Annotated in this window: 22 protein-coding genes; 10 read left to right on the top strand and 12 right to left on the bottom strand. The window is 62.8% G+C overall.

Annotation, left to right across the window (positions count from 1 at the left end; genetic code table 11):
- Positions 1–7: 7 nt before the first annotated feature.
- The 3 genes from AC3RCJ_RS00175 to AC3RCJ_RS00185 form a co-directional block, all read right to left on the bottom strand.
- Positions 8–2359 (bottom strand): polysaccharide biosynthesis/export family protein, encoded by a 2352-nt coding sequence (locus AC3RCJ_RS00175; protein ID WP_492961257.1) that lies wholly within the window; start codon positions 2357–2359, stop codon positions 8–10.
- 338 nt (positions 2360–2697) lie between these two features.
- Positions 2698–3885, bottom strand: a complete 1188-nt coding sequence (locus tag AC3RCJ_RS00180; protein WP_492961259.1) for an MFS transporter — start codon at positions 3883–3885, stop codon at positions 2698–2700.
- Positions 3882–5063 (bottom strand): serine hydrolase domain-containing protein, encoded by a 1182-nt coding sequence (locus AC3RCJ_RS00185; RefSeq protein ID WP_492961261.1) that lies wholly within the window; start codon positions 5061–5063, stop codon positions 3882–3884. The genes AC3RCJ_RS00180 and AC3RCJ_RS00185 overlap by 4 nt, the downstream gene beginning before the upstream one ends.
- Before the next feature lie 110 nt (positions 5064–5173).
- Here AC3RCJ_RS00185 and AC3RCJ_RS00190 point away from each other — a divergent pair, with 110 nt between their 5' ends.
- Both AC3RCJ_RS00190 and AC3RCJ_RS00195 read left to right on the top strand, forming a co-directional pair.
- Positions 5174–6064: a LysR family transcriptional regulator gene (locus tag AC3RCJ_RS00190; RefSeq protein ID WP_492961263.1), complete on the top strand. Its 891-nt coding sequence runs from the start codon at positions 5174–5176 to the stop codon at positions 6062–6064.
- A 232-nt stretch (positions 6065–6296) separates the two neighbouring features.
- On the top strand, positions 6297–8012 hold the full coding sequence (locus AC3RCJ_RS00195; RefSeq protein WP_492961265.1) for a methyl-accepting chemotaxis protein: 1716 nt from the start codon (positions 6297–6299) through the stop codon (positions 8010–8012).
- A 24-nt stretch (positions 8013–8036) separates the two neighbouring features.
- On the opposite strand, the gene AC3RCJ_RS00200 is transcribed toward AC3RCJ_RS00195, so the two are convergent.
- Complete coding sequence (locus AC3RCJ_RS00200; protein ID WP_492961267.1) at positions 8037–8369, bottom strand: hypothetical protein; 333 nt, start codon at positions 8367–8369, stop codon at positions 8037–8039.
- Here AC3RCJ_RS00200 and AC3RCJ_RS00205 point away from each other — a divergent pair.
- A complete protein-coding gene (locus tag AC3RCJ_RS00205) occupies positions 8355–11579 on the top strand; it encodes a DEAD/DEAH box helicase (protein WP_492961269.1) in 3225 nt (1074 codons plus the stop codon). The genes AC3RCJ_RS00200 and AC3RCJ_RS00205 overlap by 15 nt on opposite strands.
- Positions 11580–11639: 60 nt before the next feature.
- Here AC3RCJ_RS00205 and AC3RCJ_RS00210 read toward each other — a convergent pair whose 3' ends face one another.
- Together AC3RCJ_RS00210 and AC3RCJ_RS00215 are read right to left on the bottom strand one after the other, a co-directional pair.
- A complete protein-coding gene (locus tag AC3RCJ_RS00210) occupies positions 11640–13040 on the bottom strand; it encodes a heavy metal sensor histidine kinase (protein ID WP_492961271.1) in 1401 nt (466 codons plus the stop codon).
- The gene (locus AC3RCJ_RS00215) at positions 13037–13747 is read right to left on the bottom strand and encodes a heavy metal response regulator transcription factor (RefSeq protein ID WP_492961273.1); all 711 of its coding nucleotides are present in this window, start codon (positions 13745–13747) and stop codon (positions 13037–13039) included. The genes AC3RCJ_RS00210 and AC3RCJ_RS00215 overlap by 4 nt, the downstream gene beginning before the upstream one ends.
- A 138-nt stretch (positions 13748–13885) precedes the next feature.
- Here AC3RCJ_RS00215 and AC3RCJ_RS00220 point away from each other — a divergent pair, with 138 nt between their 5' ends.
- Both AC3RCJ_RS00220 and uraH read left to right on the top strand, forming a co-directional pair.
- Positions 13886–14380 carry a GlcG/HbpS family heme-binding protein gene (locus AC3RCJ_RS00220; RefSeq protein WP_492961275.1) on the top strand — a complete coding sequence of 165 codons (495 nt, stop codon included), beginning with the start codon at positions 13886–13888 and terminating at the stop codon, positions 14378–14380.
- A gap of 11 nt (positions 14381–14391) precedes the next feature.
- On the top strand, positions 14392–14799 hold the full coding sequence (gene uraH / locus AC3RCJ_RS00225; RefSeq protein WP_492961277.1) for a hydroxyisourate hydrolase: 408 nt from the start codon (positions 14392–14394) through the stop codon (positions 14797–14799).
- Positions 14800–14814: 15 nt separating this feature from the next.
- On the opposite strand, the gene AC3RCJ_RS00230 is transcribed toward uraH, so the two are convergent.
- On the bottom strand, positions 14815–15513 hold the full coding sequence (locus AC3RCJ_RS00230) for a glutathione binding-like protein (protein WP_492961279.1): 699 nt from the start codon (positions 15511–15513) through the stop codon (positions 14815–14817).
- Between the two features lie 207 nt (positions 15514–15720).
- Between AC3RCJ_RS00230 and AC3RCJ_RS00235 the strand changes: the two genes are divergently transcribed.
- Complete coding sequence (locus AC3RCJ_RS00235) at positions 15721–16146, top strand: YdgH/BhsA/McbA family protein (RefSeq protein WP_492961281.1); 426 nt, start codon at positions 15721–15723, stop codon at positions 16144–16146.
- A gap of 15 nt (positions 16147–16161) precedes the next feature.
- On the opposite strand, the gene AC3RCJ_RS00240 is transcribed toward AC3RCJ_RS00235, so the two are convergent.
- Positions 16162–17802, bottom strand: a complete 1641-nt coding sequence (locus AC3RCJ_RS00240; protein WP_492961283.1) for a methyl-accepting chemotaxis protein — start codon at positions 17800–17802, stop codon at positions 16162–16164.
- 312 nt (positions 17803–18114) lie between these two features.
- On the opposite strand from AC3RCJ_RS00240, the gene AC3RCJ_RS00245 reads away from it, so the two are divergent.
- Complete coding sequence (locus AC3RCJ_RS00245) at positions 18115–18480, top strand: hypothetical protein (RefSeq protein ID WP_465050924.1); 366 nt, start codon at positions 18115–18117, stop codon at positions 18478–18480.
- Positions 18481–18610: 130 nt separating this feature from the next.
- Here AC3RCJ_RS00245 and AC3RCJ_RS00250 read toward each other — a convergent pair whose 3' ends face one another.
- Complete coding sequence (locus AC3RCJ_RS00250; protein ID WP_492961285.1) at positions 18611–19015, bottom strand: hypothetical protein; 405 nt, start codon at positions 19013–19015, stop codon at positions 18611–18613.
- Between the two features lie 170 nt (positions 19016–19185).
- On the opposite strand from AC3RCJ_RS00250, the gene AC3RCJ_RS00255 reads away from it, so the two are divergent.
- On the top strand, positions 19186–20016 hold the full coding sequence (locus tag AC3RCJ_RS00255; RefSeq protein ID WP_492961287.1) for an AraC family transcriptional regulator: 831 nt from the start codon (positions 19186–19188) through the stop codon (positions 20014–20016).
- A 45-nt stretch (positions 20017–20061) separates the two neighbouring features.
- Here the strand turns inward: AC3RCJ_RS00255 and folE are convergent, their stop codons facing one another.
- Together folE and nudC are read right to left on the bottom strand one after the other, a co-directional pair.
- Complete coding sequence (gene folE, locus AC3RCJ_RS00260) at positions 20062–20628, bottom strand: GTP cyclohydrolase I FolE (protein WP_035822985.1); 567 nt, start codon at positions 20626–20628, stop codon at positions 20062–20064.
- Between the two features lie 80 nt (positions 20629–20708).
- Positions 20709–21539 carry an NAD(+) diphosphatase gene (nudC, locus tag AC3RCJ_RS00265; RefSeq protein ID WP_492961337.1) on the bottom strand — a complete coding sequence of 277 codons (831 nt, stop codon included), beginning with the start codon at positions 21537–21539 and terminating at the stop codon, positions 20709–20711.
- Between the two features lie 295 nt (positions 21540–21834).
- Here nudC and AC3RCJ_RS00270 point away from each other — a divergent pair, with 295 nt between their 5' ends.
- Positions 21835–24165 (top strand): catecholate siderophore receptor Fiu, encoded by a 2331-nt coding sequence (locus AC3RCJ_RS00270; RefSeq protein ID WP_492961289.1) that lies wholly within the window; start codon positions 21835–21837, stop codon positions 24163–24165.
- Positions 24166–24426: 261 nt separating this feature from the next.
- Here the strand turns inward: AC3RCJ_RS00270 and AC3RCJ_RS00275 are convergent, their stop codons facing one another.
- Entirely contained in the window at positions 24427–24615 is a 189-nt protein-coding gene (locus tag AC3RCJ_RS00275) for a hypothetical protein (protein ID WP_492961339.1), read from the bottom strand.
- Here AC3RCJ_RS00275 and AC3RCJ_RS00280 point away from each other — a divergent pair.
- On the top strand, positions 24572–25885 hold the full coding sequence (locus tag AC3RCJ_RS00280; protein WP_332862182.1) for a dicarboxylate/amino acid:cation symporter: 1314 nt from the start codon (positions 24572–24574) through the stop codon (positions 25883–25885). The genes AC3RCJ_RS00275 and AC3RCJ_RS00280 overlap by 44 nt on opposite strands.
- Positions 25886–25889: the final 4 nt, after the last annotated feature.

The following is a 25889-nucleotide window of genomic DNA, read 5'->3' on the forward strand; positions in this document are numbered from 1 at the left end:
AACCCGCTTATTTCAATACCTTGATAGCCGCCGCGCCCAAGCCAAAATTAGCAAGGATTTGAGTCCATTCGCGCACGCCGACGGTAAAGCGCGACCATGCCGTCGATTTATCGAGCTTCTCTGGGACCACAATGGTATCGCCTGGCATCGTAGATACGCTGCCAACACCGCGTGAGAACCAGGTTCCGGAATCGGCACCGACAATACTGCCATCGGCACGGATAATGAAGACGTTTTCCAAATCCGCGTCGGCAGTAACACCAGCACCTTTCAGGTATTTGTCCACTGTAGTACTCTGCCGCCAGATTGCCGACGACTCAGCGTTAACTGCCCCGAAGACATGAACAAAGTCAGGCTTCGACGGCACCACCAGCTTGTCGCCATTTTCCAGCTTCAATGCCGGCAGACTGGCTGATGAAATTCCTTCGGTAGGCAAGCCAAACGCAATGCGACCGGTCGGTTTCATCTGGCGGAAACGAGCAATGGTTTCTTGTGCATTCCGTAATTCAGCCTGGCGCTGAATTTCCGCCAATTGAGCATCAACTGCATTGGCCGCGTGGCTATTCGCGGTATTGCGCGTTTGCTCGGAACGCAGCTGCGACTCCAAGCGGCTGGCAACCTTGTCCAAATTCCGCTCCTGATCCTTGCGCACTTGCTCACGGTAAAACTCAGTACCGAACAGATACGCGTTTGGCGTCGTACCGCCTGCACGTGCCAACAGCGCTTGCAAGTTTTCGCCTGGCGTCATCTGATATACGCCGGGCACATTGACCTCGCCCTCGACGCGGACAAACACGCGCCGTTTATCCAGCGGCACCAATACGTCTTGCTGCGAGAAGATCGTAACAGTATCGCCAGGCTGGAGTTGCACGTTCTCCGCGCTGGACGGGTCCTCGAATACTTTACCCAGTTTGAAAGGAATCAAACTCACGGTTAAGTCATTACGATTGACCCGCTCAACCACCGCATAATCCCAGTTGATTTCTTCCACCAAGCCGCCGATACGCGAAGCAATATTGCCAACATTGACAGTATCGCTCTGCTCAAGCGTACTGTTCTGGCGCTGGACCGACGCCCGCGACATCAGAAAGTCACGATTAGGAATCAAGTCACTTATACGCATGCCCGATTTGAATGGTGCACGCACAGGCTGGTCTACATTACCGCGCAACACCACCGCATTTGAGAAATCAGGAGTTATCGATGTAATATTAAGCACATCACCATTCTTCAGGGATTTCTTGAGACCCTCTCCGCTCAAAGCGAACTGTTCGACACTACGCGGCTGCGACTTCGTCGGATCGACGCGTTCCAGGAAGGCACGACGCGGATCTGCCACAATTGGCAACCCACCGGCAAAATCAAGCACAGATTCAACCGTATCCTTGGCAGTGCGCAGTTCGTAAATAGCTGGGCTGTTGACCTTACCGGTCAGCGCCACGTAGCCACCGGCGGCGGGAATGTAGATCGCATCGCCATCCTGCAGCTTGATGTCGGCCGATTTATCCCCCTTGGCGATGAAGGCGTACAGATCCAGCTCGGCAACGACCTTGCCAGCACGCTTGACCTGTACCCGGCGCATACTGCCATTGGCATTGGGTCCGCCACTCGCGAACAGTGCGGTGACCAGTGTCGACAAACTAGACACAGTATACGTGCCGGGACGGCTGGCCTGCCCCACCACATACACCGTAATTGCACGCAACTGGCCAAAGTTCACGCTCAAAGTGACTCCCTTGTAGAGCCTGCCAATCGCGCCTCGCACCACATCCTCGGCCTCGCCAGCTTTGACGCCACCAAGCACGACAGCGCCAACCGTCGGAATCGTCACCGTACCGTTACGGTCGATGGTGGCACGGAAATCGATATCGATCGAACCCCAGGCACGTATCAACAGTTCGTCGCCGGGCCCCAGCAGATAATCCGCAGGCACGGGAGAATTCAGGATAGGAGCAAAGGTAGATGGGGTATTGGCGAAAAACTCGCTGCCAAAGATGGGCAGGTTCTTGCCAGTGTTTTCAAAAAGAAATTTTTGAAACTCACTCATCACGATGGGACGCGGGGCTGCGGCACCCAGCACGGTCTGCTGCTGCAAGACTTCACGTCCGGCCGCGGCCCCATTGCGACCGCCGTTAACAGCATCCACCGCATTCGGGAGGGCATTGCCGGTCGCGTTGCTGATACGGACCTTGCCTTGCGAACCACTTTGACCAACAGGCACATCACCTGGACTGACCGGGACTTGATCAAAGCTGGTACGGGGATCCGGCAGATCTCCTTTGTTAATTTCTTGAGAAGTAGCAGCAGCACTTGCAAAAACTAAAGTGGCAGCAAAGGCATAACGGGAGATTTGGCGCATGGATGAATTCTGTTAGTCAAAAAAAACCGCGTCAGCAGCATGTATCGTTGCGTTGTGTTTTTCAGCCTGCAAATCGACCAAAAGGCGCGTTCAGCCGTAGGGGAATTGGATGCGATGACAGAAAATGGCGACGCTCAGGTGTATCAATGGCAGCGAGTGAACCTGTCATAAAATGTGGCGGATTTTAACATAGAGTGCTCGTATACGCCCATCATATTGCAAATTTAATAACTAAATATTGCAAGATGCAACTGTAGCAACATGCTCGGACTTAGACTTTACACTGCCAGGCCAGCCCCGCCATCGCCATCCAGGCCGGCCCGGACAATATCCATCTGCTATTGCACTTGCGCCGCCCTCCCACCGGCTGCGGGGCTGCGGTAGCGCCATGCCTTGAATGCGATGAGCAGCAGCGCCAGCGCGGCCAGTATCAGGCCGCTGGCGATGGCGCCCTGCATGCCGTAGCGGGCGATCGCCAGGCCGCCTGCCAGGGCGCCAGCCGTCACGCCCAGGTTGATGGCGGCGATGTACACGCCGATGGCGAACGCGGGCGCCTCCCTGGCTTCGGCGCTCAGCCACACTTGCGTGACGATCAGGCCGCTCGTGTGGGCCGCGCCCCAGAACAGGGCCAGGAGCGCCAGCGCCGCCACGCCGATACCGGCACCCGCATAGCGGTACAGCAACAGATATGCCAGTCCCAGCAGCAGCGGCTGCAGCAGCACCGTGCGCAGCACGTGATTGCCCAGCTGGCGCCCGGCGAACAGATTGCCCGCCACGCCGCCCGCGCCAAACACCACCAGCACCAGGCCCGTCTGGCGCGCCGACAAGCGCGCCACCTGCTGCAGATAGGCGGCCGCATACGCATACACGGAAAACATGGCGGCAAACACCAGCACGGCGGCGGCGATATTGAGCCACAGCGCGGGCTTGCGCAGCACGGCCAGCTGGCGCCCGTAAGCCATGGGCGCGGCCCGCGGCGTATCGGGCAGGAACAGGTACAAGCCCAGCGCGGCCAGCGCGTTGACCAGGGCACAGGCAAGGAAGGATTCTTCATAGCCATATTGCGCCGCGATCCAGGTGGTCAGCGGGATGCCCAGCACCATGCCCATGCTGGTGCCCGTGAACGCATGCGCGCCAGCCCGCGCCGCCTGCCGCGGCGGATACAGGGCGGCGGCGGCCACCATCGCCAGCGAAAAATACACGGGATGGAACAGGGCCGGCACGATGCGCAGCGCCAGCAGCAGCTCAAACCGGGGCGCAAACGCCGAGGCTGCGCTGGCCAGCGCAAAGACGCACAAGGAGATGATCAGCACCGGCTTGCGGCGCCAGCGCGTGGCCAGCAGGACAAGGAAGGGGCCGCCCACGGCAATCACCAGCGCGAACAGGCTCACCAACCAGCCCGCGCGCGCCGCCGTCACCTGGAAACGCGCCATGATCATCGGCAGGATGCCCACCACGCCAAATTCGATGCAATACACGCCGAACAGGCCCAGCGCGAGGAAAACCACGGGATGCGGACGCCTCATCGCCGCTCCCCCGCGCCGTACACGGCCTGGCACAGCTCGCCCACGAACGGGCCCGCCATGCCTTCCAGCGCCGTATTCGTGAAGGCCACCACGGACAGCTCGCGCGCCGGGTCGACGAACCAAGAATGGCCGTAGGTGCCGCCCATGCGCCAGCTGCCGGCCGCTTCCGGCGTGGCCGCCGCCTGCGGGTCGTCGAGCACGGTAAAACCCAGGCCGAAGCCGCGCCCGGGCCAGAACGGCAGGTCGACCTCGCCGGTCTGGCTGCGCCCCATCTCGCGCGCCAGCGCGGGCGGCAGCACGGGTGCGCCGCCAAGACGCAAGGCTTCCAGCAAGCGCATGAAGTCGGGCGCCGAGCCGACCATGCCGGCGCCGCCCGATGGATAGGCGCGCGCATCGAGGGCGCGCGCCGGCGACAGGGCAAAACCGGCCATGCCATCGAGGAAGGGCAAATGATCGTCGCCGTGCTCGAGCAGGCGCCGCGGCTGCGCCTGCCCGTGCGCGCGGTCCGCATAGGCCACGGCCAGGCGCGCCGGGTCGCAGGCCACGAAAGCCGTGTCATGCATGGCCAGCGGCGCCGTCACCAGCGCTTCCACCGCGCGCGCCAGCGGCAGGCCGGCCGCCTGCTCGATCACGGCGCCCAGCACATCGGTGGCGATCGAATACGCCCAGCGCTCGCCCGGCGCATATGCCAGCGGCAGCGTGGCCAGGCGGCGCAGGTTTTCTTCCAGCGAGATAGCCGCCGCATCCATGCCGTCCGATATCCCGGCCTGCGCGTATGGCCCGCCCGGCGGCTGGAAAAAACCGTAGTCGAGCCCCGCCGTATGCGTGAGCAGATGGCGCACCGTCATGGCCGCCACGGCGCCGTCGGGCTGGCGCGGCTGGAAGTACGGCAGCCAGCGCCGCACCGGATCGTCCAGTTGCAGGCGGCCTTGCCCCACCAGCGCCAGCGCGGCCGTGGAAACGATGGGCTTGCTGACGGACGCCAGGCGGAACAGCGCATCCTCGCGCATGGGCAAGCCCGCTTCCCGGTCCAGGTGGCCCGCCGCGCGGCCGTATACCGGCCGGCCCTGGTGGCGCACGAGGATCACGGCGCCCGCCAGCCGCTGTTCTTGCAGTACCTGCGCCAGCAAGGCATCGATGCGGCCAGACAAGGCCGAAGGAGATAAGAATGGATTCATGGCAACCTTTCAAATGATCAGGCTTGCAAGGTAAAGCCGGCGCGATAAAAGAAAAATAGGCTATAGTTTCTTTCTGAGCGGACGCTTGTATCCGCAATTGACGCAGCGATATGGATAACCTGGCAGGATTCACGGCCTTCGTGCAGGCGGCGGAAACGCGCAGTTTCGTGGCGGCCGGCCGCGTGCTGGGCATTTCCGCCTCCGCCGTCGGCAAGAGCATCGCGCGGCTGGAAGAGCGCCTCGGCGTGCGCCTGTTCCACCGCAGCACGCGCAGCATCGCGCTGACCAGCGAAGGCACGGTCTTCCTGGAACGCTGCCGGCGCATCCTCGGCGAAATCGAGGCGGCGGAGCTGGAGCTGTCTGACAGCAAGAGCGCGCCGCAAGGACGCCTGCGCGTCAGCCTGCCGCTGGTGGGCAGCCTGCTCAATCCCGTGCTGGCCGCGTTCGCGCGCGCCTATCCGCAGGTGGAACTCGATCTCGACTTCAGCAACCGGCGCGTGGATGTGATCGAAGAAGGCTATGACGCCGTGGTGCGCGCGGGCGAAAGCGCCGATAGCCGCCTGATGAGCCGGCAGCTGGGCCAGTTTCATCTGCAACTGGTGGCCTCGCCCGCCTACGTGGCCCGGCACGGCATGCCGGCATGGCCCGGGGACCTGGTCCGCCATACTTGCTTGCTGTACAAATTTCCCAGCAGCGGCAAGATCGAAGCATGGCCGCTGCCGCAGTGGACCGGCCTGCTGGCCACCGGCCTGTGCGCCAAGCTCACCTCCAACAGCGTCGACACCCTGCTGCACTTCGCCGAAAACGGTCTCGGCATTGCTGCCCTGCCCGACTTCGCCGTGCGCGACGCGCTTGGCGCCGGCCGCCTGCAAGTCGTGCTTGGCGAGCACAGCCGGCATGATGGCGCCTTCCGCATCCTGTGGCCCAGCAGCCGCCACCTGACGCCCAAGCTGCGCGCCTTCATCGATTTCATGGCCAGCGAGGTCTTCCCCCGGCGCTGATGGCGCATGCAAGGCCTTTGCACGTTGTTTCCAGACGACAACTTATTTCATAAGCTGCCAATTATTTAACTTTTCACCCACTTGATACAATTATTTGTATTGCCCTGTGAAATTTTGAGGAACAATTACATGCTGGCTCCGCTACGTATAAACCCGTAGTAACACGGTATCGCCGTGCCCGGCCAGCAGTCTGTCCGCCGTTTCCTCTCAATTCAGAAACACGAAAGCAATCATGTCACTCACACAATACAAAATCGGTACCCGGCTCGGGATCGGATTTGCTGTCGTCCTCGGCCTGCTGGTGGCCGTCTTGCTTGTCGGCCTGTATTCCATGGCGCAACTGAGCGAGCGCACGCACGACATCGTCGCCGACAAGAACGTCAAGATGGCGGCCGCCAATACCATGAGCGACAACGTGCGCAATATCACACTGGCGATCACCAGCGTGGTGGTGGCACCGAGCGAGGCGCTGGTGCAGGCGGAACTGGCAAAAATCGGCGAAGCGCGCAAGAAATACGGTGCCGCCAAGGAAACCTTGCAAAAGAAAATCTCCACGGACAAGGAAACGGCGCTGATGGCCGAACTCGACGCGGCACTGAAATCGGGCGCGCCGCTGAATAACAAGGTCATCGAATTGCGCAATGCGGGACAGACGGACGAAGCGATCGCCTTCCTGACCCAGCAGGCGGCGCCGAGCCTGAAGCGCGTGCTCGGCGCGCTCGACAGCCTGGTGGCCTATGAAGGCGAGCAGGCGGCGCAGGCGGCACTGGATGCGGAAACGCTGAGCACCAGCGCGCGCGCGTCCATGATTACCCTGGGCAGCGTGGCCGTGCTGCTGGGCGCCTTCGTTGCCTGGATCATCACGCGCTCGATCACCCGTCCCATCAATGCGGCCGTCAGCGTGGCCGAAACCGTGGCCTCGGGCGACCTGTCGTCGCACATCGTCGTCAATTCCGGCGATGAAACGGGCCGTTTGCTGGGCGCCCTGAAGGCCATGAACGACAGTTTATTGGGCGTGGTGGCGCAGGTGCGCCACGGCACGGATGCCATCGCCACGGCATCGAGCGAAATTGCCGCCGGCAACCTCGACCTGTCCTCGCGCACGGAAGAGCAAGCCAGTTCCTTGGAAGAAACAGCCTCGTCGATGGAAGAACTGACCTCCACCGTGAAGCAGAATGCGGACAATGCGCGCCAGGCGAACCAGCTGGCGAAAAGCGCCTCGGAAGTGGCCGTGCGCGGCGGCAGCATCGTCTCGCAAGTGGTCGAGACCATGGGCACGATCAACGAGTCGTCGAGGAAAATCGTCGACATCATCGGCGTCATCGACGGCATCGCCTTCCAGACCAATATCCTGGCCCTGAACGCGGCCGTGGAAGCGGCGCGCGCGGGCGAACAGGGCCGCGGCTTCGCCGTCGTCGCCACCGAGGTGCGCAACCTGGCGCACCGTTCGGCCTCGGCCGCCAAGGAAATCAAGGAATTGATCGCCGCCTCGGTGGCCAACGTCGATACGGGTTCGCGCCTCGTCAATGAAGCGGGCCAGACCATGGGCGACATCGTCGACAGCATCGTGCGCGTGACCGACATCATGGGAGAGATTACCTCCGCCACGCACGAGCAAACCATCGGCATCGAACAGATCAACATGGCCATCGCCCAGATGGATGAAGTGACGCAGCAAAATGCGGCCCTGGTGGAAGAAGCGGCGGCCGCCTCGCAAAGCATGCAGGAACAGGCGGGCGAACTGGCGCACGTGGTGGGCTTCTTCAAGACGGGCAATGCCGTTGCGGCACATCAACCGGCAGTAAAACCGGCCGCCGCCCGCAGCAGCATCGCGGCACCGGCGCCGGCGCGCCCCGCCATCCGCAAGGCCCCCGTGCGCCAGGCCGTGGCCGCCGCGCCGGCGCGCCGCGGCAATGCGGCTGCCGAAAGCGAATGGGAAGAGTTTTAAGACACGAGTTTTAAGACACGAGTTTTAAGACACAAGTTTTAAGACACGAGTTTTAACGCCCAGCAACATCGCGACGGGGAAGGCCAGGCAGGAAGTTGCTGCCTGGCTTTTTTTCGCCTGCAAGCGCCACTTTTTTTGCGGCAAAGCCCGCGCAATAGGCAAAAGTGCAAAACACGCGCCGCGCATACGCTTTACAATCCTCGCTCGCTTTACAAAATATTGGTCATCATGAATCAGGCAGAACAGCAGCGCCTCCTGGCTATCCTGGAGTATTGGCACAAGATCGAATTTTTTATCCCGTTTGACCTGAATCAAATCACGGAAGTCGAAGACCAGTCCACCGTGCGTCTCCTTCACCGCGAACAGCTGGCGCAGCTGCCGCCGCAGTTCGCCACGCAATGGCCAGTGCCTTCCGACCGCGAAATCGACGGCTTTTCACTGTTCCTCGGGGTGTTCGACAAGGCCGAAATCCACAAGGCTTGCCCGCCGGCCAACGGCCCGGAAAACATCGCCGAAACCGAAAAGACGGAACTGCTGGGACGCTCCTGCTTTGCCCGCCTGAACCTCAATGCGCTGGGCGAGCCGCAGTTCGACCCTATCTCCGTATCGACCTTGCCTTGGGCCCTGGGCCGCGCCCGCACGCCGGACTGGTCGGGCCTGAGCCTGGACGCCTTCAGCGACAGCCAGCTGACCCTGCAGGACAGCCTGCGCAACTTCGCCGCAAGCCGCATATCGCAGCAGGTGACGGACGAGGCAGGCAATGTCTCGTCGCCCCTGTCCGGCATGGAAATCGCGGCCCTGGCCGACCTGCTGCGCGACTGGGCCGGTTTCCACCCGTCCGCCGGCCAGCCGCTGGCCGTGCTGGAGTTGCGCACGCGCAAGAAACGCACCGCCAGGGAGGTGCCCGACGGCGCTGAAAAAAGCGAGAACCGCACGCTGGACTTCGGCGACGCGGTGGAGCCATCGATCGATATCCTCAACAGTTTTTACCTCGACGACCTGGAACAGATCATCCGCGCCTTGCGTGGCGGCAAGTTGCCCGCGACGGTCGCCGCCTACCTGACGCCGCTGGCGCAGGACGAGCGTATCGACCTGTACAGCCCGGCAGGACGCCAGGCGCTGGCCGCCATGCTCAATCCCGGCAACATGAACCGCGGCCACTGGCTGGAAGACGCCAGCTACGCCATGAGCCTGATGCAGCAGTTCGCCATCCATGGCGCGCGCACGGGCTTGAGCGAACGCGGCATCTTTTCCGTCAATGGCCCGCCCGGCACGGGCAAGACGACGTTATTGCGCGAATTGTTCGCCGACAACATCGTACGGCGCGCCAGCGTGCTGTCCTGCCTGGACCGCGCCGCCGACGCTTTCATCGGCAAGGTGGCCGTGGCCTTCGAAGGCGTGCGCGACCCGATCACGATTGCCCGCTTGCGCCCGGAACTGACGGGCTTTGAAATGGTCGTCGCCTCGTCAAACAATGCGGCGGTGGAAAACATTTCCGGCGACCTGCCGAAACCGAAACAACTGGGCAAGGAATGGGCGCGCACGCGCTACTTTGAAAGCGTCGCGCGCCGGGTCGTGGCCGATGGCAATGGCGCCAACCGTACGCTGACCGAGGAAGAGGCGCCATGGGGCTTGATGTCCTGTGCACTGGGCAATGGCGCCAACCGCCGCCGCTTCATCAGCAATTTCTATGACGACGACTGGGACAAGAGCACGCCGCGCAAGACGCCGAACGCGCAGAACATCCGCCAGTGGCTGGCCAGCTACCAGGGCGTGGGCTTCGCCCAGGCCGCGCGCGAGTTCCGCGAAACGCAGCACGTGGTGGAAAAGGCGCTGGCCGAGCAGGCGCAGTATGCGGCCCTGTGGCAGGCCGTGGGCACCTGCACGCAAGCCGAATTCATGCACGCCAGCCAGCAGGCGCTGATTGAAGCCGAGCAAGAAATGGATGCGGCCAATGGCGCGCTGTCCGCCGCGCTGGCGCAGCAGGACACTTTGCTTGCCAGCAAGAAGGAATTGCTGGAAGAAGAGCGCCTGGTGGCGCTGACGCAACCGGGCTTTTTCGCGCGGCTGTTCCGCACGGCACCGGCGCGCGCCTACAAGGACGCCGTCATCGCCAACGCCGAGGCACAGCGCCAGGCCGCGCGCGACGTCTCCGCCATCAAACTGCTGCTCAAGGGCGAGCTGGAGCCGCGCTGCGAACGCGCCCGCAACAGCCTGCACGTCGCCCTGCGCACGGCGCAGTCGCGCCAGCGCGAATGGGACGACAGCACGGAACTGCTGCGCCGCGCGCGCATGCGTTTCCCCACCATCGTCGCGCCGGCCACCCTGGACGAGCTGGACGGCGACGCCCTGCAAATTGGCGGCCTGTGGCATGAAGCGGCACTGGCCCGCTTGCGCTCGCGCCTGTTCGCCAAGGCCCTGGCCCTGCACGAAGCATGGCTGGCCGAAGTGGCGAAAAAGGGCGGCCCCGGCTTTGGCGGCAACTTGCTGGCCGTGTCGAAATTGCTGAAAAACAAGCGCGCCTACGACCAGTCGCACATCGCCATGGTGTGGCACAGCCTGTTCATGGTCGTGCCTGTCGTGTCGACCACGTTCGCCTCGTTCGCGCGCCAGTTCCAGGGCATGGGTCCCGAGTCGCTGGGCTGGCTGTTCATCGACGAGGCGGGCCAGGCCGTGCCGCAGGCGGCCCTGGGCAGCCTGTGGCGCGCCCGGCGCGCCGTCGTCGTCGGCGATCCGCTGCAGATCGAACCTGTGTTTACGGTGCCGGGCCGCCTCGTGCAGACCCTGTCCGCCCTGTCGCCGCATACGCAGGACGGCAGCTATGCGCCGACTTCCGTGTCCGTGCAGACCCTGGCGGACAAGGCCAACCGCTACGGTGCCCTTGTCGGCGCCGGCAGCGCGCAGCCGCTGTGGATAGGCAGCCCCCTGCGCGTGCACCGCCGCTGCGTGGAACCGATGTTCTCGCTGGCCAACGCCATCGCCTACGAGGACAAGATGGTCTACGGGCTGGCGGAACGCACGCCGCCGGCCGGCGCGCGCGGCCTGACGCGGGGCCCGAGCTGCTGGATCGACGCCGTCGGCCCCGTCAGCTACAAGCAGGTGGTGCCGGTGCAGCTCGATTTCGTGCTGGAAGTGTTACTAAAACTATACCGCCGCGATGGCAAGTTGCCCGAGATGTATGTGATCACGCCGTTCAAGGCCGTGCGCAACGAATTGCGCTCGCGCATAGTCGACATGGACTGGGACCGTCGCCTCGGCTACGGCAAGGCTCCGACGGCGCGCGACTTGCGCCAGTGGAGCAGCCAGATGGTGGGCACCGTGCATACCTTCCAGGGCAAGGAACAAAGCGTGGTGATGCTGGTCCTGGGCGCCGACGACAGCACGGCCGGCGCCGCGCAATGGGCGGCCGGTACACCGAATTTGCTCAACGTGGCCCTCACGCGCGCCCAGCATTATGTGTACATCGTCGGCAACCCCTTGCTGTGGGGCCAGTTGCCGCATTTTGCGCCAGCGTGCGCGCAATTGCCGCATACGGGCATGCATGAGTTTTTGGTGGAGATGGGCTGATTGGCAGGCGTAGGTCGGATTGGCGCGCCAGCGCGTAATCCGACACCAGCACCGTCAATATTACGCCGGGAAAACCAAGGTAAACGTCGTGGCGGCCGCGTCGGACGCCACGCTCGCGCTGCCGCCATGCAACTGCATGATGGCCGTGACGATGGCCAGCCCTAATCCTGTGGAGGCGGCCGAATCGCTGCGGGCCGGGTCGGCGCGGTAGAAACGCTCGAACAGGTGGGGCAAGTGGCGCGCGGGGATGGCCGGCCCCAGATTCGTGACGCTGAGTTCCATGCCCGTGCCCGTTTGATGCGAACGCAATATGATCGTGCTGCCGGGCGCCGCATGGCGGATCGCATTCGACAGCAAATTGCCCAGCGCGCGGCGCAGCAGTTGCGGCTCGGCCGTCACGGTGCCGCTGCCGTGGCAGGCCAGCGCCAGCCCCCGCTCCTCGGCCAGGCCTTCGAAGAAATCGGCCAGGCGCAAGAACTCTTCCTGCACGGGCAAGGCTTGCTTGACGAGCACCATTTCATCCTGCTGCGCGCGCGCCAGAAACAGCATGCTGTCGATCATGCGCGACAGCCGTTCCAGCTCTTCCACGTTCGACGATACCAGCTGTTCATACTCGTGCGCGCTGCGCGGGCGCGCCAGCATGACCTGGCTTTGCCCCAGCAGATTGGTGACGGGCGTGCGGAATTCATGCGCCAGATCGGCGGAAAACTGCGACAGCCGCGCATACCCTTCCTGCAACCGCGCCAGCATGGCGTTCAAGGCCTGGATCAGCGGCAGCAATTCCGTCGGCGCATCGCGCGCCTCCAGCTGCTGGCCTAGCTTGCCAGGCCGCACCAGGGCCGCATGGGCGGCGATATTGCGCAGCGGCCGCAAGCCCCGCAGCAGCATCACGCTGGCCAGCAGCGCCGCCACCAGCGCGCTGACGGCCACGGAGACGACGATCTGCCAGCGATAGGCGGCAAACATGGCCGTGCGATCGCCATACACGCGGGCGACGACAATGTCGGCCATCTGCGCCGGATCGCCGATGCGCGCGCTGGCCGCCACGACCCGGGCCGGATAACCGTCGCGGCTGGTCCAGCTGACAATCGCACTGGCCGCCACGGGCGCATCGACGGCCACCGGAACAGCATGCGCGACGTTCTCGCCGTTCGGATTGACATCGATCAAACGCGTGCCATCGGCGCGCACGATGCGCACCAGGGAATTCTCTTGCCCGCTCATGGTGTCGCGAAAATACTGGGGCCGCTCGCGGATGATGTCGAGCGTGCCTGCATTGCCGAGTAGCTGCTGGATCTGCCGCAGTTTTCCCAGCAACAAGATATCGTCGCGGCGCTCGATTTCCGCCACAAATGAACGGTACAGATGCATGCCCAGCCCGGCCGAGACGAGCGCCACGATCAATACGAAGACGAGCGTGACGCGCAGGGTCAGCGAGCGGCGCAGTTCTGCCAGCTTCATGCGGCGGCGCCATGGTCGGGCGCCGTGGGCGCGCGCAATTCGCAGACATAGCCCATGCCCCGCAAGGTGTGGATCAGCTTGGGTTCGAACGGGTCGTCGAGCTTGCTGCGCAGGCGGCGGATGGCCGCGTCGATGACGTTGGTGTCGCTCTCGAAATTGATGTCCCACACTTGCGAGGCGATGATGGAGCGCGACAAGACCTCGCCCTGGCGCCGCGCCAGCAAATGCAGCAAGCCGAATTCCTTGGCCGTCAGGGCGATGCGCTGGCCTTGCCGGCTGACCTTGCGTTTCATCACATCGATTTCCATGTCGCCAATGCGGATGACGTCGTCCTCGCGCGGCGGCCCGCGCCGCAGCAGCGTGCGGATGCGCGCCACCAGCTCGGCAAAGGCGAACGGTTTCACCAGGTAATCGTCGGCGCCCAGTTCCAGCCCTTTTACGCGGTCTTGCACCTCGTCGCGCGCCGTCAGGAAAATCACGGGCACGTCCGCGCCGCCCTCCTGCAGCCGCAGCGCGCGCAGCACTTGCCAGCCATCCATGATGGGCAGCATCACGTCAAGCACGATGAGATCGGGCGACTCCGCACTTGCCATGTGCAGGCCGTCGCGGCCATTGCGCGCCAGGCTGACCGTAAAGCCGGACTCGGCCAGGCCGCGCAGCAGGTAGTCGCCCGTCTTCGGTTCGTCTTCGATTACCAGGATACGCATGGCGGCTTTCTAAAGGGAAGTTAAAACCATTCTACGCCGCGCACGGACCGCCGCGGATGATAAAAATGTCATGCGGCGATCATCTTCGCGTAGGGTAACACTGAGCATACTGGCGCCACTTGATTCCATGGAGGCCACATGAAAACCCTACTTTTCGGCAGTACCCTGCTGTGCCTGCTGGCCAGCCCAGCCCACGCCCAGCTGCGCCAGGTCGACGACCTGTCGCTGGCGGCGGCCAACAAGCTGGCCAACGCGGCCGTGGCCGCGTGCCAGGCGCAAGGCCGGCACATCGTCGTCAGCGTGCTCGACCGTGGCGGCAATCTCGTGACCGTGCAGCGCGCCGATGGCGTCGGGCCGCACAACACGGAAGCCAGCCGGCGCAAGGCGTATACGGCCCTGTCGACGAAAAACGATACCCAGGCGCTGGCCGTGGCCGCGCGCGGCAATCCCGACATGGCCAATCTGACGACCGTGCCGGAACTGTTGCTGCTGGGCGGCGGCCTGCCCTTGCGGGCCAAGGGCGAAGTCATCGGCGCCATTGGCGTGGCCGGCGGCGGCGGCGCCCTGCCAGACCGGGCCTGTGCCCTGGCCGCCCTGGCCGCCGTCCCCGAACTCGATTCCCCCACCCTGTGAAAGCAACAACAATGACCTATTTGAAAAAAATCACCGCCGCCCTGGCCTTCGCCAGCCTGTCCACCCTGGCCCTGGCCGCCAACCCCTTAAGCGTGCACATCCTGGATTTACAGAGCGGCCAGCCGACGGCAGGCGTGACGGTGACTCTGGAGCAAAAGCAGGGCCCCGACTGGAAACAGCTGGGCAGCGCCGTGACGAATGCGCAGGGACGCATCGCGGCCATGTATCCGGAAAATCAACCCTTGCAGGCGGGCGACTACCGCATCGTGTTTAAAACAGGCGAACACTATGCGCGGCTGAAGCAGGAAACATTCTTCCCGGAAATTCCCGTGCAATTTCACGTGGAAAAGACCGACCAGCACTACCACATTCCGCTGCTGCTCAGCCCTTTCGGCTTTTCCACGTATCGCGGCAATTGAGGCGGCAACTGACGCTTAGCCGAGCGTCTTCGCCGTCTGCCCGAACAGCACGCTTTTCGCGTCGCCGCTGACGGTGGGCTGCACGTTGATCTCGGCCGCGCGCGCATACGCGCGCACCGTGGCGGGACGGGCGGCAATGGCCGCGAACCAGCGCGCCAGGTGCGGGAAGTCCTCCAGCTTCTGGCGCTGGCGCGCGTGCGGCACGATCCACGGGTAGATCGCCATGTCGGCGATGGAATACGTGTCGCCGGCAACGAATGCGCGGTCCGCCAGGCGCTTGTTCAGCACGCCGTACAAACGGTTCGTTTCGTTGACGTAGCGCGTGATGGCGTAGTCGATCGGTTCGGGCGCGTATTGCACGAAATGGTGGTTTTGCCCGGCCATGGGGCCCAGGCCGCCCATTTGCCAGAACAGCCATTGCATGACCTCGGCACGTCCGCGCACGTCGGCCGGCAGGAATTGCCCGCTTTTTTCGGCCAGGTATTGCAAAATCGCACCCGATTCGAACAGCGACAGCGGCGCGCCGCCATCTGCCGGCGCCTGGTCGACGATGGCGGGAATGCGGTTGTTCGGCGCAATGGCGAGAAATTCGGGCTTGAACTGCTCGCCCTGGCCGATATGCACGGGAATGATGTTGTAAGGAATGCCCGCTTCTTCCAGGAACATCGTCACTTTATGCCCGTTGGGCGTGGTCCAATAGTACAGATCGATCATCGTGGTCTTTCGGTCTCGGTGGTGGTCGGGGCCTGCTGGCGGCGCCGGCCGTTATATTGTCGCGCCGCAACTGGTGTGCATGGATATAATGCCACGTAAGCGAAAAACAAGACGGCGCCTGCCTCGACGCTCAACGGTGCAAGCACCCACTCGCGGCACGGCACCACGTATTTCGTCATTCCCGAGAACCATTGAAGAAAGCCGACCATGCGCAAACTCCTGATCGTCACGCTGTCCATCCTGCTGTCAGGCTGTGTCCAGGACTTCGCCATCTATATGTTCGACGGCCATGACCATTCGCTGACCGTACGGCGCCAGCAGAATTACTTTTGGCAAGATACCGTGGAAGTGCAGCTGATGGCGACCAATCTGCCGCACTGCCAGCGCCTGCATACCTTGTCCAGCGACGCGCCGGCCGACATCAAGGTCGAAGTCTTCGCGGCCGGCGACGGCATCTGGAATATCCGCATGGGCAAACAATTGTGGCAAGCGGAAACCAATACCTGCAATAGCCTGACGGAAATGGAAAACGACCCGAAAGCCGACCTGGGCCAGCCGGTCGGGCAATTCGTGGTCGTCGATGACAAGCTGGAATTCGAAGCGGCGCCGCAGGCGGCGGCGCCCGCCCAGTAAGCGCCTGCTGACCAGCTAGCGCGCGGCCAGGCGACGCACCGGTTTCCCGCCCACGCTGCGCGAGGCGGGCGCCGCGGCCGCCATGCGCGGCGCCTGCTGTTCGACGGACGACAGCTTGAAGCGCGACACCAGTTGCGCCAGCACGGCCGCCTGGTCCTGCATGCTGCCCGCCGCCGCCGCCGCCTCTTCCACCAGCGCCGCATTTTGCTGCGTCACGCTGTCCATTTCCGTGATCGCCTGGTTGACGTGGCCGATGCCCGTGCTTTGTTCGTGCGAAGCGGCCGTGATGTCGGCCATGATGTCGGTCACGCGCGAGACGCTGGCCACCACCTGATCCATGGTCGTGCCCGCCTGTGCGACGAGGGCGCTGCCGGCCGCGATGCTGTCCACGGATGCACCGATGAGTTCCTTGATTTCCTTCGCCGCGCCCGCCGAACGCTGCGCCAGGTTGCGCACTTCCGACGCCACCACGGCAAAGCCGCGGCCCTGCTCGCCCGCGCGCGCCGCTTCCACGGCCGCATTCAGGGCCAGGATATTCGTCTGGAAGGCGATGCCGTCGATGACGCCGATGATGTCGACGATCTTGCGCGACGAGGCGTTGATGGTGTCCATGGTGCCGATCACCTGCGCCACCACGGCGCCGCCCTGGCGTGCCACGGCAGAAGCCGATTGCGCCAGTTCGTTCGCCTGCACGGCATTGCCCGCGTTTTGCGTCACGGTCGACGTCAGCTCTTCCATCGATGCGGCTGTTTCTTCCAGCGAGCTGGCCTGCATTTCCGTACGCGCCGACAAATCCATATTGCCACTGGCAATTTCGCTCGATGCCGTGGCGATCGTCTCGGCACTGTGGCGGATTTCGCTGATCGCGTTGACCAGGTTGCCCTGCATGGTTTTCATCGCATACAGCACGCTGTGGCGGTCATTCGCATGCGTGCGCACGACGCCGCTCAAGTCGTTGTTGGCAATCTGTTCCGCCACGTCGGCCGCGTATTCCGGATCGCCGCCCAGCGCATGGCGCAGGCTGCGGTTGATTACCACCACGACGGCCGCCAGCAGGCCGCACACCAGCACCAGCACGCCGAGCGAAGTGAGCAGCGACTGGCGGAAGGCGGCGTCGATGTCATCCATGTACACGCCCACCACGATGGTCCAGCTCCACGGCTTGTAGGCCACCACGCGACTCATCTTCGGCTCCGCGTTCTTCTGGCCGGGACGGGGGAAGTGATAATGGACAAAGCCCTTGCCCGCCTCGCTCTTGCCGACGGCCACGATGTCGCGGTACAGATAGGTGCCGTTGGCATCCTTGAAGTCCGACATGTTCTTGCCGTTGGTTTGCGGCGCGGCGGGATTCATCACGACCACGGCGTCGAGGTTGATGATGGACAAATAACCGGTCTCGCCAAAGCGCATGCTCTTGATGACGGCCGTCGCCTGTTTCTGCGCCTCTTCCGTGGTCAGCGCGCCGCTGGCCGCCAGCTCGCCGAACATCTTGACGGCACCGAGTCCCAGGTCCGCAGCATTGCTCAGGTCGGCACTGCGCTCTTCGATGCGGATCTTGCGGATTTCCAGGGCGTTATAGACAAAAATAACAGTAATGCACAGCAAGCTGCAAATCAGCGGGATCCATAATTTCTGCCGGAATGTCAATTTCTTCATGCGGGTCTCCAACTGTATGTTTGCGGCGATAAGGGCAAGGCCCGCTTCCAGCTGTGCGGCCAGGAATGCGGCGGCGACGGCACTCTGGCGGCACCGTTCAGACGTCTCCAGCATACGCTCGAACGACCGATATTTACAATGCTGAAAAGCAATGAATTTTGCACGGTGTTGTTAATGAGCTGCGACAATTGATGAGAATTGATGCTGCGTTGCAGTAAAAAAGATGGGGATAGGCAGTGGCAAAGGAGGCGGGTGGCGTGCCTGTGTCAAAATGCATGGACGACGAATCACGACGAATCACGAAAGAACAGCATGACCAAGAATGAAGCCATGAAACGCATCAACGACCGCCTGGGCAAACCCGCCTTGACGGACAAGAACACGCATTTTGCCAGCGTCGCCAGCTATGGCACGGACGAAGGCTGGTGGTTGAAGATCCCCTTCCTGACCTTCAAGCAGGAATTGCACTTCATCCTCAACAATGAAAAGACGAAAAGCTTCCAGCACCTGAAGATCGGTGCCAACCAGATCCTCAGCCCGGGCATGAAGTTCCGCAGCACGGGCGGCGCGGCCGACGCCTTCATGTCGGCCTCGGCGCCGAAACGCCTGGTCGACCTGCTCGACGGCGGCAGCAAGTACAATTTTACAAAACACTTCGTCAACGACTACCGCTACTAAAACACCTGGGCAAACCTGCTGCGCGGCGCGCTTTGCGGCCTGCGATGCTCACCGTACCAGAGTACGGTTGCGCTTCTTGGCCACAAAACACTGCCGCTCGCGACGGTTTTGTCAGGTGCTCTTCATGCCGTCAGTCTTCCCTTGGCGGCAGCCACGCGTGCAGCAAATGCCGGGCGATGTCGAGCGCGTCGTCGCGGCTGCTGCCGAAATGCAGGGGGTAGCCCCAGAACTTGCCGAACATGACGGCGAAGGCCTTGCCGGCCAGGCGCTTGGCGGCGCTCGGCTCGACCAGCACCATGGCCTGGATATATGCGCGGATGGCCGCCTTGTTCCGCTTCATCCAGAGCGCGGCCCGCTTGCGCTCTTCCTGCGGGTGTTCATGCCCGTCCTCGTCAAAGCCTTCCTCGCTGAGGATGACAAATGCCTGCCGGCGCGCCAGCAGGGCATCGAACTGGGCGAACAGGCTATCGGGCTGGACCGGCTCTGCCTCGCGGCGCATCCAGACGAGGGGAAAAGTGGATAAATCAAGGTGCATGGTGTGACTCCTTCAGGGGGTTGCCGTTCCTCCTCACCTTCATCAGAACACTGGCGGCGGCGGTTGCCGTTGAAGCGGGGCTGCGGATAGCCATACGATACCGATGGCGGCATCCGACGTCATTGCATAAAATAGCCACAATATTATTCAATCCAGCCAAGGCGCCGCCCATGTCCCGTCCATTGCTGCCCACCCAGCTGGGCCTGGAGGCCTCTGCCTCCCTCATCGATTTCGACGTCGATGGCGTGCTGCGTCCGCTGCTGGCCGTGGGCCTGGCCAGCGTGCGCGAGGACGAGGAACATGCGCCGCACCGGCACCGCAAGGGCCAGTTGCTGTACGCCACGCGCGGCGTCATACATTGTGAGGTGGAAAGCGGGGTGTGGATCGTGCCGCCCCAGTGCGCCGTGTGGATACCGGGCGGCTTGATGCACGCGGCACGCGGCGCGGGCGAGGCCGAGTGCTATTGCCTGTTTGTCGAGCCGGCCATGGCGCCGGCCTTGCCCGCCGTTTGCTGCACCGTGGCCGTCTCGCCCCTGCTGCGCGAACTGATCGCCAAGGCGGCCGGTTTTCCCACCCTGGCCGCGCTGCATGGCGCGCAGGAACGCCTGGTGGCCACCCTGCTCGATGAATTGGCGGCCGCGCCGGTGGAAGACCTGCATTTGCCGATGCCGCGCGATGCGCGCCTGCGCCGCCTGGCGGCCCTGCTGCTGGCGCAACCGGCCGATAAACGCACCCTGGCCGCCTGGGCCTGCCGCATCGGCATGAGCGAGCGCAGCATGACCCGCCTATCACTGGAAGAAATGGGCATGAGCGTGGGCCGCTGGCGCCGGCAACTGCACGTCATCCTGGCCCTGCAACGGCTGGCGCAAGGCCACAGCGTGAAAGCGGTGGCGCTGGAACTCGGCTATGAAAACACCAGCGGTTTTGTCACCATGTTCCGCAAGGCGACGGGCAAGCCGCCGGCGCGCTACCTGGCGGAACGGGAATCGGGACGCGCATGAAAAAAGGCGGCATATGCCGCCTTCGTCCCGCATCGTCGCCGAAAATCAGACTTCGCGCGCCAGGGCCAAAAATTCCGTGCGCAGCGCCAGGTTCGGCTGCATCTCGCCCAGCATGGCCGAGGTGATGGTTTCTTCGCCCGGCGTGCGGATGCCGCGGCTTTCCATGCACAGGTGGCGGCAGCGCACGACCACGCCCACCGACTTCGGTTCCAGCACTTCCATCAGCGCATTGGCGATCTGCATCGTCATGCGCTCCTGCACTTGCAGGCGCTTGGAAAAGCAATCGACGAGGCGCGTCAGTTTCGACAGGCCGACGATCTTGCCGTTCGGCACGTAACCGATGGTGGCCTTGCCGAAGAACGGCGCCAGGTGGTGTTCGCAATGGCTGTAGACGGGAATGCCGCGCACGACGATCAGCTCGTTGTACTGTTCCGCGCCATCTTCAAAGGCTTTCAGCAAGTCCACCGGGTCCTGACCATAGCCGGAAGTCCAGTGCTTCCAGGCTTTCGCCACGCGCGCCGGCGTTTCCAGCAAGCCAGGACGCTGCGGATCTTCGCCAAAGCTGCTGATCAGCCGGCGCCAGTCGTTTTCGGAGAATTCTTCTTGAGACATGCTAAACCACCCTAAAATTTGCAATTGCCGCCAGTATATAGAAAATGCGGCAGGCTGCCTGAGCAGCCCCTGCTTTCCGGCTACGCCGGCGGACGGTGGGCGCGCACCAGCAGCGCCGAAATCGACACGCTCGAACTCGCTTCCGGCCACGCATCGCCGGGGCCGAACCAGCGCGCCTCGGCAATCTCGTGCTCGTCCAGGCGGATCTCGCCATCGAGATAGTCGGCCGTAAACGCGATCATCAGCGAATGGGGAAACGGCCAGGACTGGCTCATGAAATATTGCAAGTTATGCACGCGCAAACCCACCTCTTCCATCACTTCGCGGTGCACGGCTTCCTCGATCGATTCGCCCGCTTCGAGGAAACCGGCCAGGGGACTGAAGCGCTGCGACGGCGAGTGCTTGTGCATGGCCAGCAGCACTTGCTCGCCCTTGCGGATGAGCACCATCATGGCCGGCGAAATGCGCGGATACGCGAGCATGCCGCAGGCGGCGCACGTAAAACAGCGCTCGCCGCGCTTGCGCTGCATGGGCGTGGCGCACACGCCGCAATGGCGGTGCGTGCGCGCCCACTCCGCCAGCTGCGCGGCGCGGCTGGCCAGGCCCAGGAAGCCATCGTCGACGGCGTTGAACAGCGAACGCATGCCATGATAGGCGAAGCTGGCATCCATCACGCGCTCATCATCGGTCCAGACAGTCTGGCAATAACGGCCCTGCCACAGGCCGACCGGTTGCGCGTGGGCCAGGTCGATGCCCAGCGCGGCCGCCTCCGCTTGCGTAGGCAAGGCCAGCTCTGCCGTGCGCAGCAGCAGGCGCCCGCAGTGAAAGACAAAGGTCAGCGTCCGGGCGGCGTCCGGAGCCGGCTCGGGCGCATCGATCAGGGGGACAAAGGCATCGGGAGTCTGCAGCATGCTTGGCGGAAATTTGTAAAGGTTGCTCATCATACTCCCGCTCCCGATCGCCTGCGCGAATAGCAGCCGGTGGCCAGCAAAGCAAGCATGCATGCGGGATGACGGTGTTTTTTTTGCGGCACGGGGGATTCGTTGCGTAAACGAGACTGATAACGATTCTCATTTACGGATTAGCGCCCAATTATTACAATGTCGCACACGAACCGTATCCATAGCCAGCCACATGCCCGCACGCAGACAGCGTGCCGTAGCGATGCCAGCCAGGACCTCCACCCGACCTTATCGAGAGAGCAAGATGGCAATCAAGAGCCGCAAACACGCCCCATCCCGTTTCAACCAGCACGTCGGCGCCGCCCTGGCCGTGATGCTGCTGCCCGTCGCCGCCCAGGCGGCCGACCCGGCAGGCCAGAGCGCGCCCGCATCGCAGCAAACCCTCAATGAGATCAAGGTCGTCAGTGCCAAGGAAAACGACTTCAAGGCCGAAAAAGCCTCGTCGCCGAAGTACACGGAAGAGCTGGTCAACACGGCGCAAACCATCGTCGTGATCAAGAAGGAATTGATCGAACAGCAAGGCGCGCTGACCCTGACGGATGCGCTGCGCAACACGCCGGGCGTCGGCACCTTCTTCCTCGGCGAGAATGGCAACACGAACACGGGCGACGCCGTCTACATGCGCGGCTTCGACGCCTCGGGCAGCATCTATGTCGATGGCGTGCGCGACGTCGGTTCCATCTCGCGCGACGTCTTCAACATCGAACAGATCGACGTATTGAAGGGCCCGGCGGGCACGGACAGCGGGCGCGGCTCGCCGACCGGGTCGATCAACCTGGTCAGCAAGACGGCGACCATGGAAAACAAGTTCAATTCCCTGCTGACGGCCGGCAGCGGCAAGCAGAAACGCGCCACGGCCGACTGGAACCGCATCCTCGACGCCGATTCCGGCACGGCCTTGCGCCTGAACCTGATGACGCAGGATAGCGGCAATCCGGCGCGCGATGAAGTCAAGAACAAGCGCTGGGCCTTCGCGCCCACCGTCACCTTCGGCATCGGCAAGCCGACGCGCGTCACGGCCAGCTACCTGCACGTGGATCAGGATAACGTGCCCGACGGCTTCGTGCCCACCATCGGCCTGCCAGGCTACAGCACGCCGGACAGCATCACGGCGACCAACAAGGTCATCCGCACCTTCCTGAATGGCGCCGCCAAGGTCGATCCGAAGAATTTCTACGGCTCCACCGCGGACCACGACAAGGTCAAGGCCGACATGGCTACCTTGCGCATCGATCATGATTTCTCGCCCAACGTGCAGATTCAGAACACCACGCGCTACGGCAAGACCAAGCAGGACTACCTGCTGACGGCCTTCATGGGCAGCACCGCCAACCTGAAAACGCCGGTCGCCACCGATCCATCGACCTGGACCCTGGCGCGCTCGCTGCGCACGGTGAAGGACCAGGAAAACACGATCTTGACCAACCAGACCGTCGTCAGCGCGCAATTCGACACGGGCGTGCTGAAGCACTCGGTGGTGACCGGCGCCGAATTCACCAGCGAAAAGCAGACCAACTACAGCTATGTGCCTGCCAGCCTGGGCACCATGCCGGACGCCAATCTCTACCACCCGAACCCGCGCGCGCCCGTCACCGGCTACCAGCCCGTGCGCAGCGGCGCCTACAGCCAAGGCGAAGTCAACACGCAAAGCGCGTATGTCTTCGACACCATCAAGTTCGGCGACAAATGGATCTTCAACGGCGGCGTGCGCTTCGACCATTTCAACACCAGCTATGACGCCGTCACCCTGCAAACGGCCGTCGCCGCGGGCCAAGTGCAAAAGTTGCCGGTTGGAACGCCCATTCCTGTCCACATCACCTTGAACGACACCTTCGCCAATGGCAAGATCTCGGCCCTGTACAAGCCGACGCCGGACAGCAGCGTGTATGCGCTGTGGGCCACATCGAAGGCGCCGCCAGGCACCAACTTCACGCTGAGCACCGGCGCCAGCAGCGCGCAAAACCCGATCTACGATCCGCAGGAAACCACCACCAAGGAAATCGGCACGAAGTGGGATTTCCTGAAACAAAAACTGTCGCTGTCGGCCGCCATCTACCAGACGGACGTGAAAAATGAAGTCGAGCAAGATCCCGTCGACCTGATCTACTATCAGAACGGCAAGAAGCGCGTACGGGGCATCGAGATCGGCATGGTCGGCGAAATCATGCCTAACTGGCTGGTCAGCGCCGGCTACACGCGCATGCATACCAGTGTCGAGGCGGGCAAGGTCGTCACGGCCAGCGGCATCAATAACCTCAGCTACACGCCAAAACAGGCGTTCACGGGCTGGACCTCGTACACCCTGCCCTTCGGCCTGAAAATCGGCGGCGGCGCGCGTTATGTGGGTGACATGCTGCGCGGCACCGATGGCGCTGTCGGCACGCCGGCACGCGTGGATGCCTACTGGGTCTTCGACGCCATGGCAACGTATCCCGTCAACAAGAACCTGGACTTGCAGCTGAACGCCTACAACCTGGCCGACAAAACCTATGTGGCAGCCATCAACAAGTCCGGCTTCCGCTACACGCCCGGCCAGCCCCGTTCGTTCAGCCTGACCGCGAATATCAAGTTCTAAGGTCAAGAAAACACGACCTTGCCGCCACCGCTTGCCGGAGGCCGACAGCAGCCCCTCTGCGCAAGAGGGGCTTTTTTATTGTCCTGATAATCTTGTCTTTTTATCGTCCGCACGGCAAGCCTGGCTTGCGTATGAAAAGTCATACAGCGATCCCCTGCCCCGTCCAATATTTCGCGCACGGGCGCCAAAGTTGCTACATCTTTGCAACAAAAAAGGTTCTTCAAATCAACAACTTAAGAAGTTCCGCACCAAACGCCGATTTCAGGCATATCCTTTGCTATGTACAGGTTTTGCTGCAAATAATCGCTGGCATGCAAGGGCTTGTTTTTGAGAAATATTGACTCCAAGCTTGAGTTGCTCGCTATCAATAATCCGCTCACAGCGGCGTTTCACCGGAGGAGTCAAAATGAAAAAGAAACGGCCATTAACCCTGTACATACTGATTGCCATGATCCTCGGCATTGCCGTAGGTTATGGATGCCATTCCGCTTTCCCCGATGCGGACATGAGCAAGCAAATCGCTGGCAATATTTCCATCGTCACCGACGTCTTCCTGCGCCTGATCAAGATGATCATTGCGCTGCTGGTGTTCTCCACCCTGACGGTCGGCATCGCCCACATGGGCGACGGCAAGACGGCGGGCCGTATCGGCCTGAAAGCCATGTGCTGGTTCGTCGTCGCCTCGCTGGTCTCGCTGGCGCTGGGCATGGTGCTGTCGAACCTGATGCAGCTGGGTACCAACCTGGGCTTGCCATTGCCGGACGTACACGCGTCGACCAATTTGAAAACGGCCGCCTTCACCTTGAAAGATTTCTTCACCCACCTGGTGCCGAAATCGCCGATCGAGGCCATGGCCAACAATGAAATCCTGCAAGTGCTGGTGTTTTCCATCTTCTTCGGCGGCGCGCTGGCCGGCCTGGGCGAATCGGGCAAGACCCTGACGGCCGTCGTCGACCAGCTGGCGCAAGTCATGCTGCGCATCACCGGCACCATCATGAACCTGGCGCCACTGGCCGTGTTTGCCGCCATGGCTTCCGTCATCACCACCCACGGCCTGGGCGTGCTGGTCACGTTTGCCAAGTTCATGGGCGGTTTCTACCTGGGCTTGCTGTGCCTGTGGGCACTGCTGATCGGTGCCGGCTTCGTCGTCATCGGCCCGCGCATCTTCAAGCTCGTCGGCCTGATCCGCGAACCATTCCTGTTGGCATTCTCGACGGCCAGCTCGGAAGCGGCCTATCCAAAACTGCTGACGGCGCTCGACCAGTTCGGCGTGGACCGCAAGATTTCCAGTTTTGTGTTGCCAATGGGCTACTCCTTCAACCTCGACGGCTCGATGATGTACTGCACCTTTGCCGTGCTGTTCATTGCGCAAGCCTACGGCATCGACCTGTCGATCGGCACGCAGATCACCATGCTGCTGTTGCTGATGCTGACCTCGAAAGGCATGGCCGGCGTGCCGCGCGCCTCGCTGGTGGTGATTGCCGCGACCCTGAACCAGTTCAATATCCCGGAAGCGGGCCTGCTGCTGCTGATGGGCGTCGACCAATTCCTCGACATGGGCCGTTCGGCCACCAACGCGGTCGGCAATGCCGTCGCCACGGCCGTCGTCGCCAAGTGGGAAGGTGGCCTGGCCACCGAGGAAGAAGCGGCCGCGGCCAACGCGGCCAACCAGAACACGGAAAGCCATTGGGGCGAAGCGGATCACGCTAGCAAAGCCTGATAGC

The organism is Janthinobacterium sp. GW822-FHT07H11 (genome assembly GCF_058798615.1).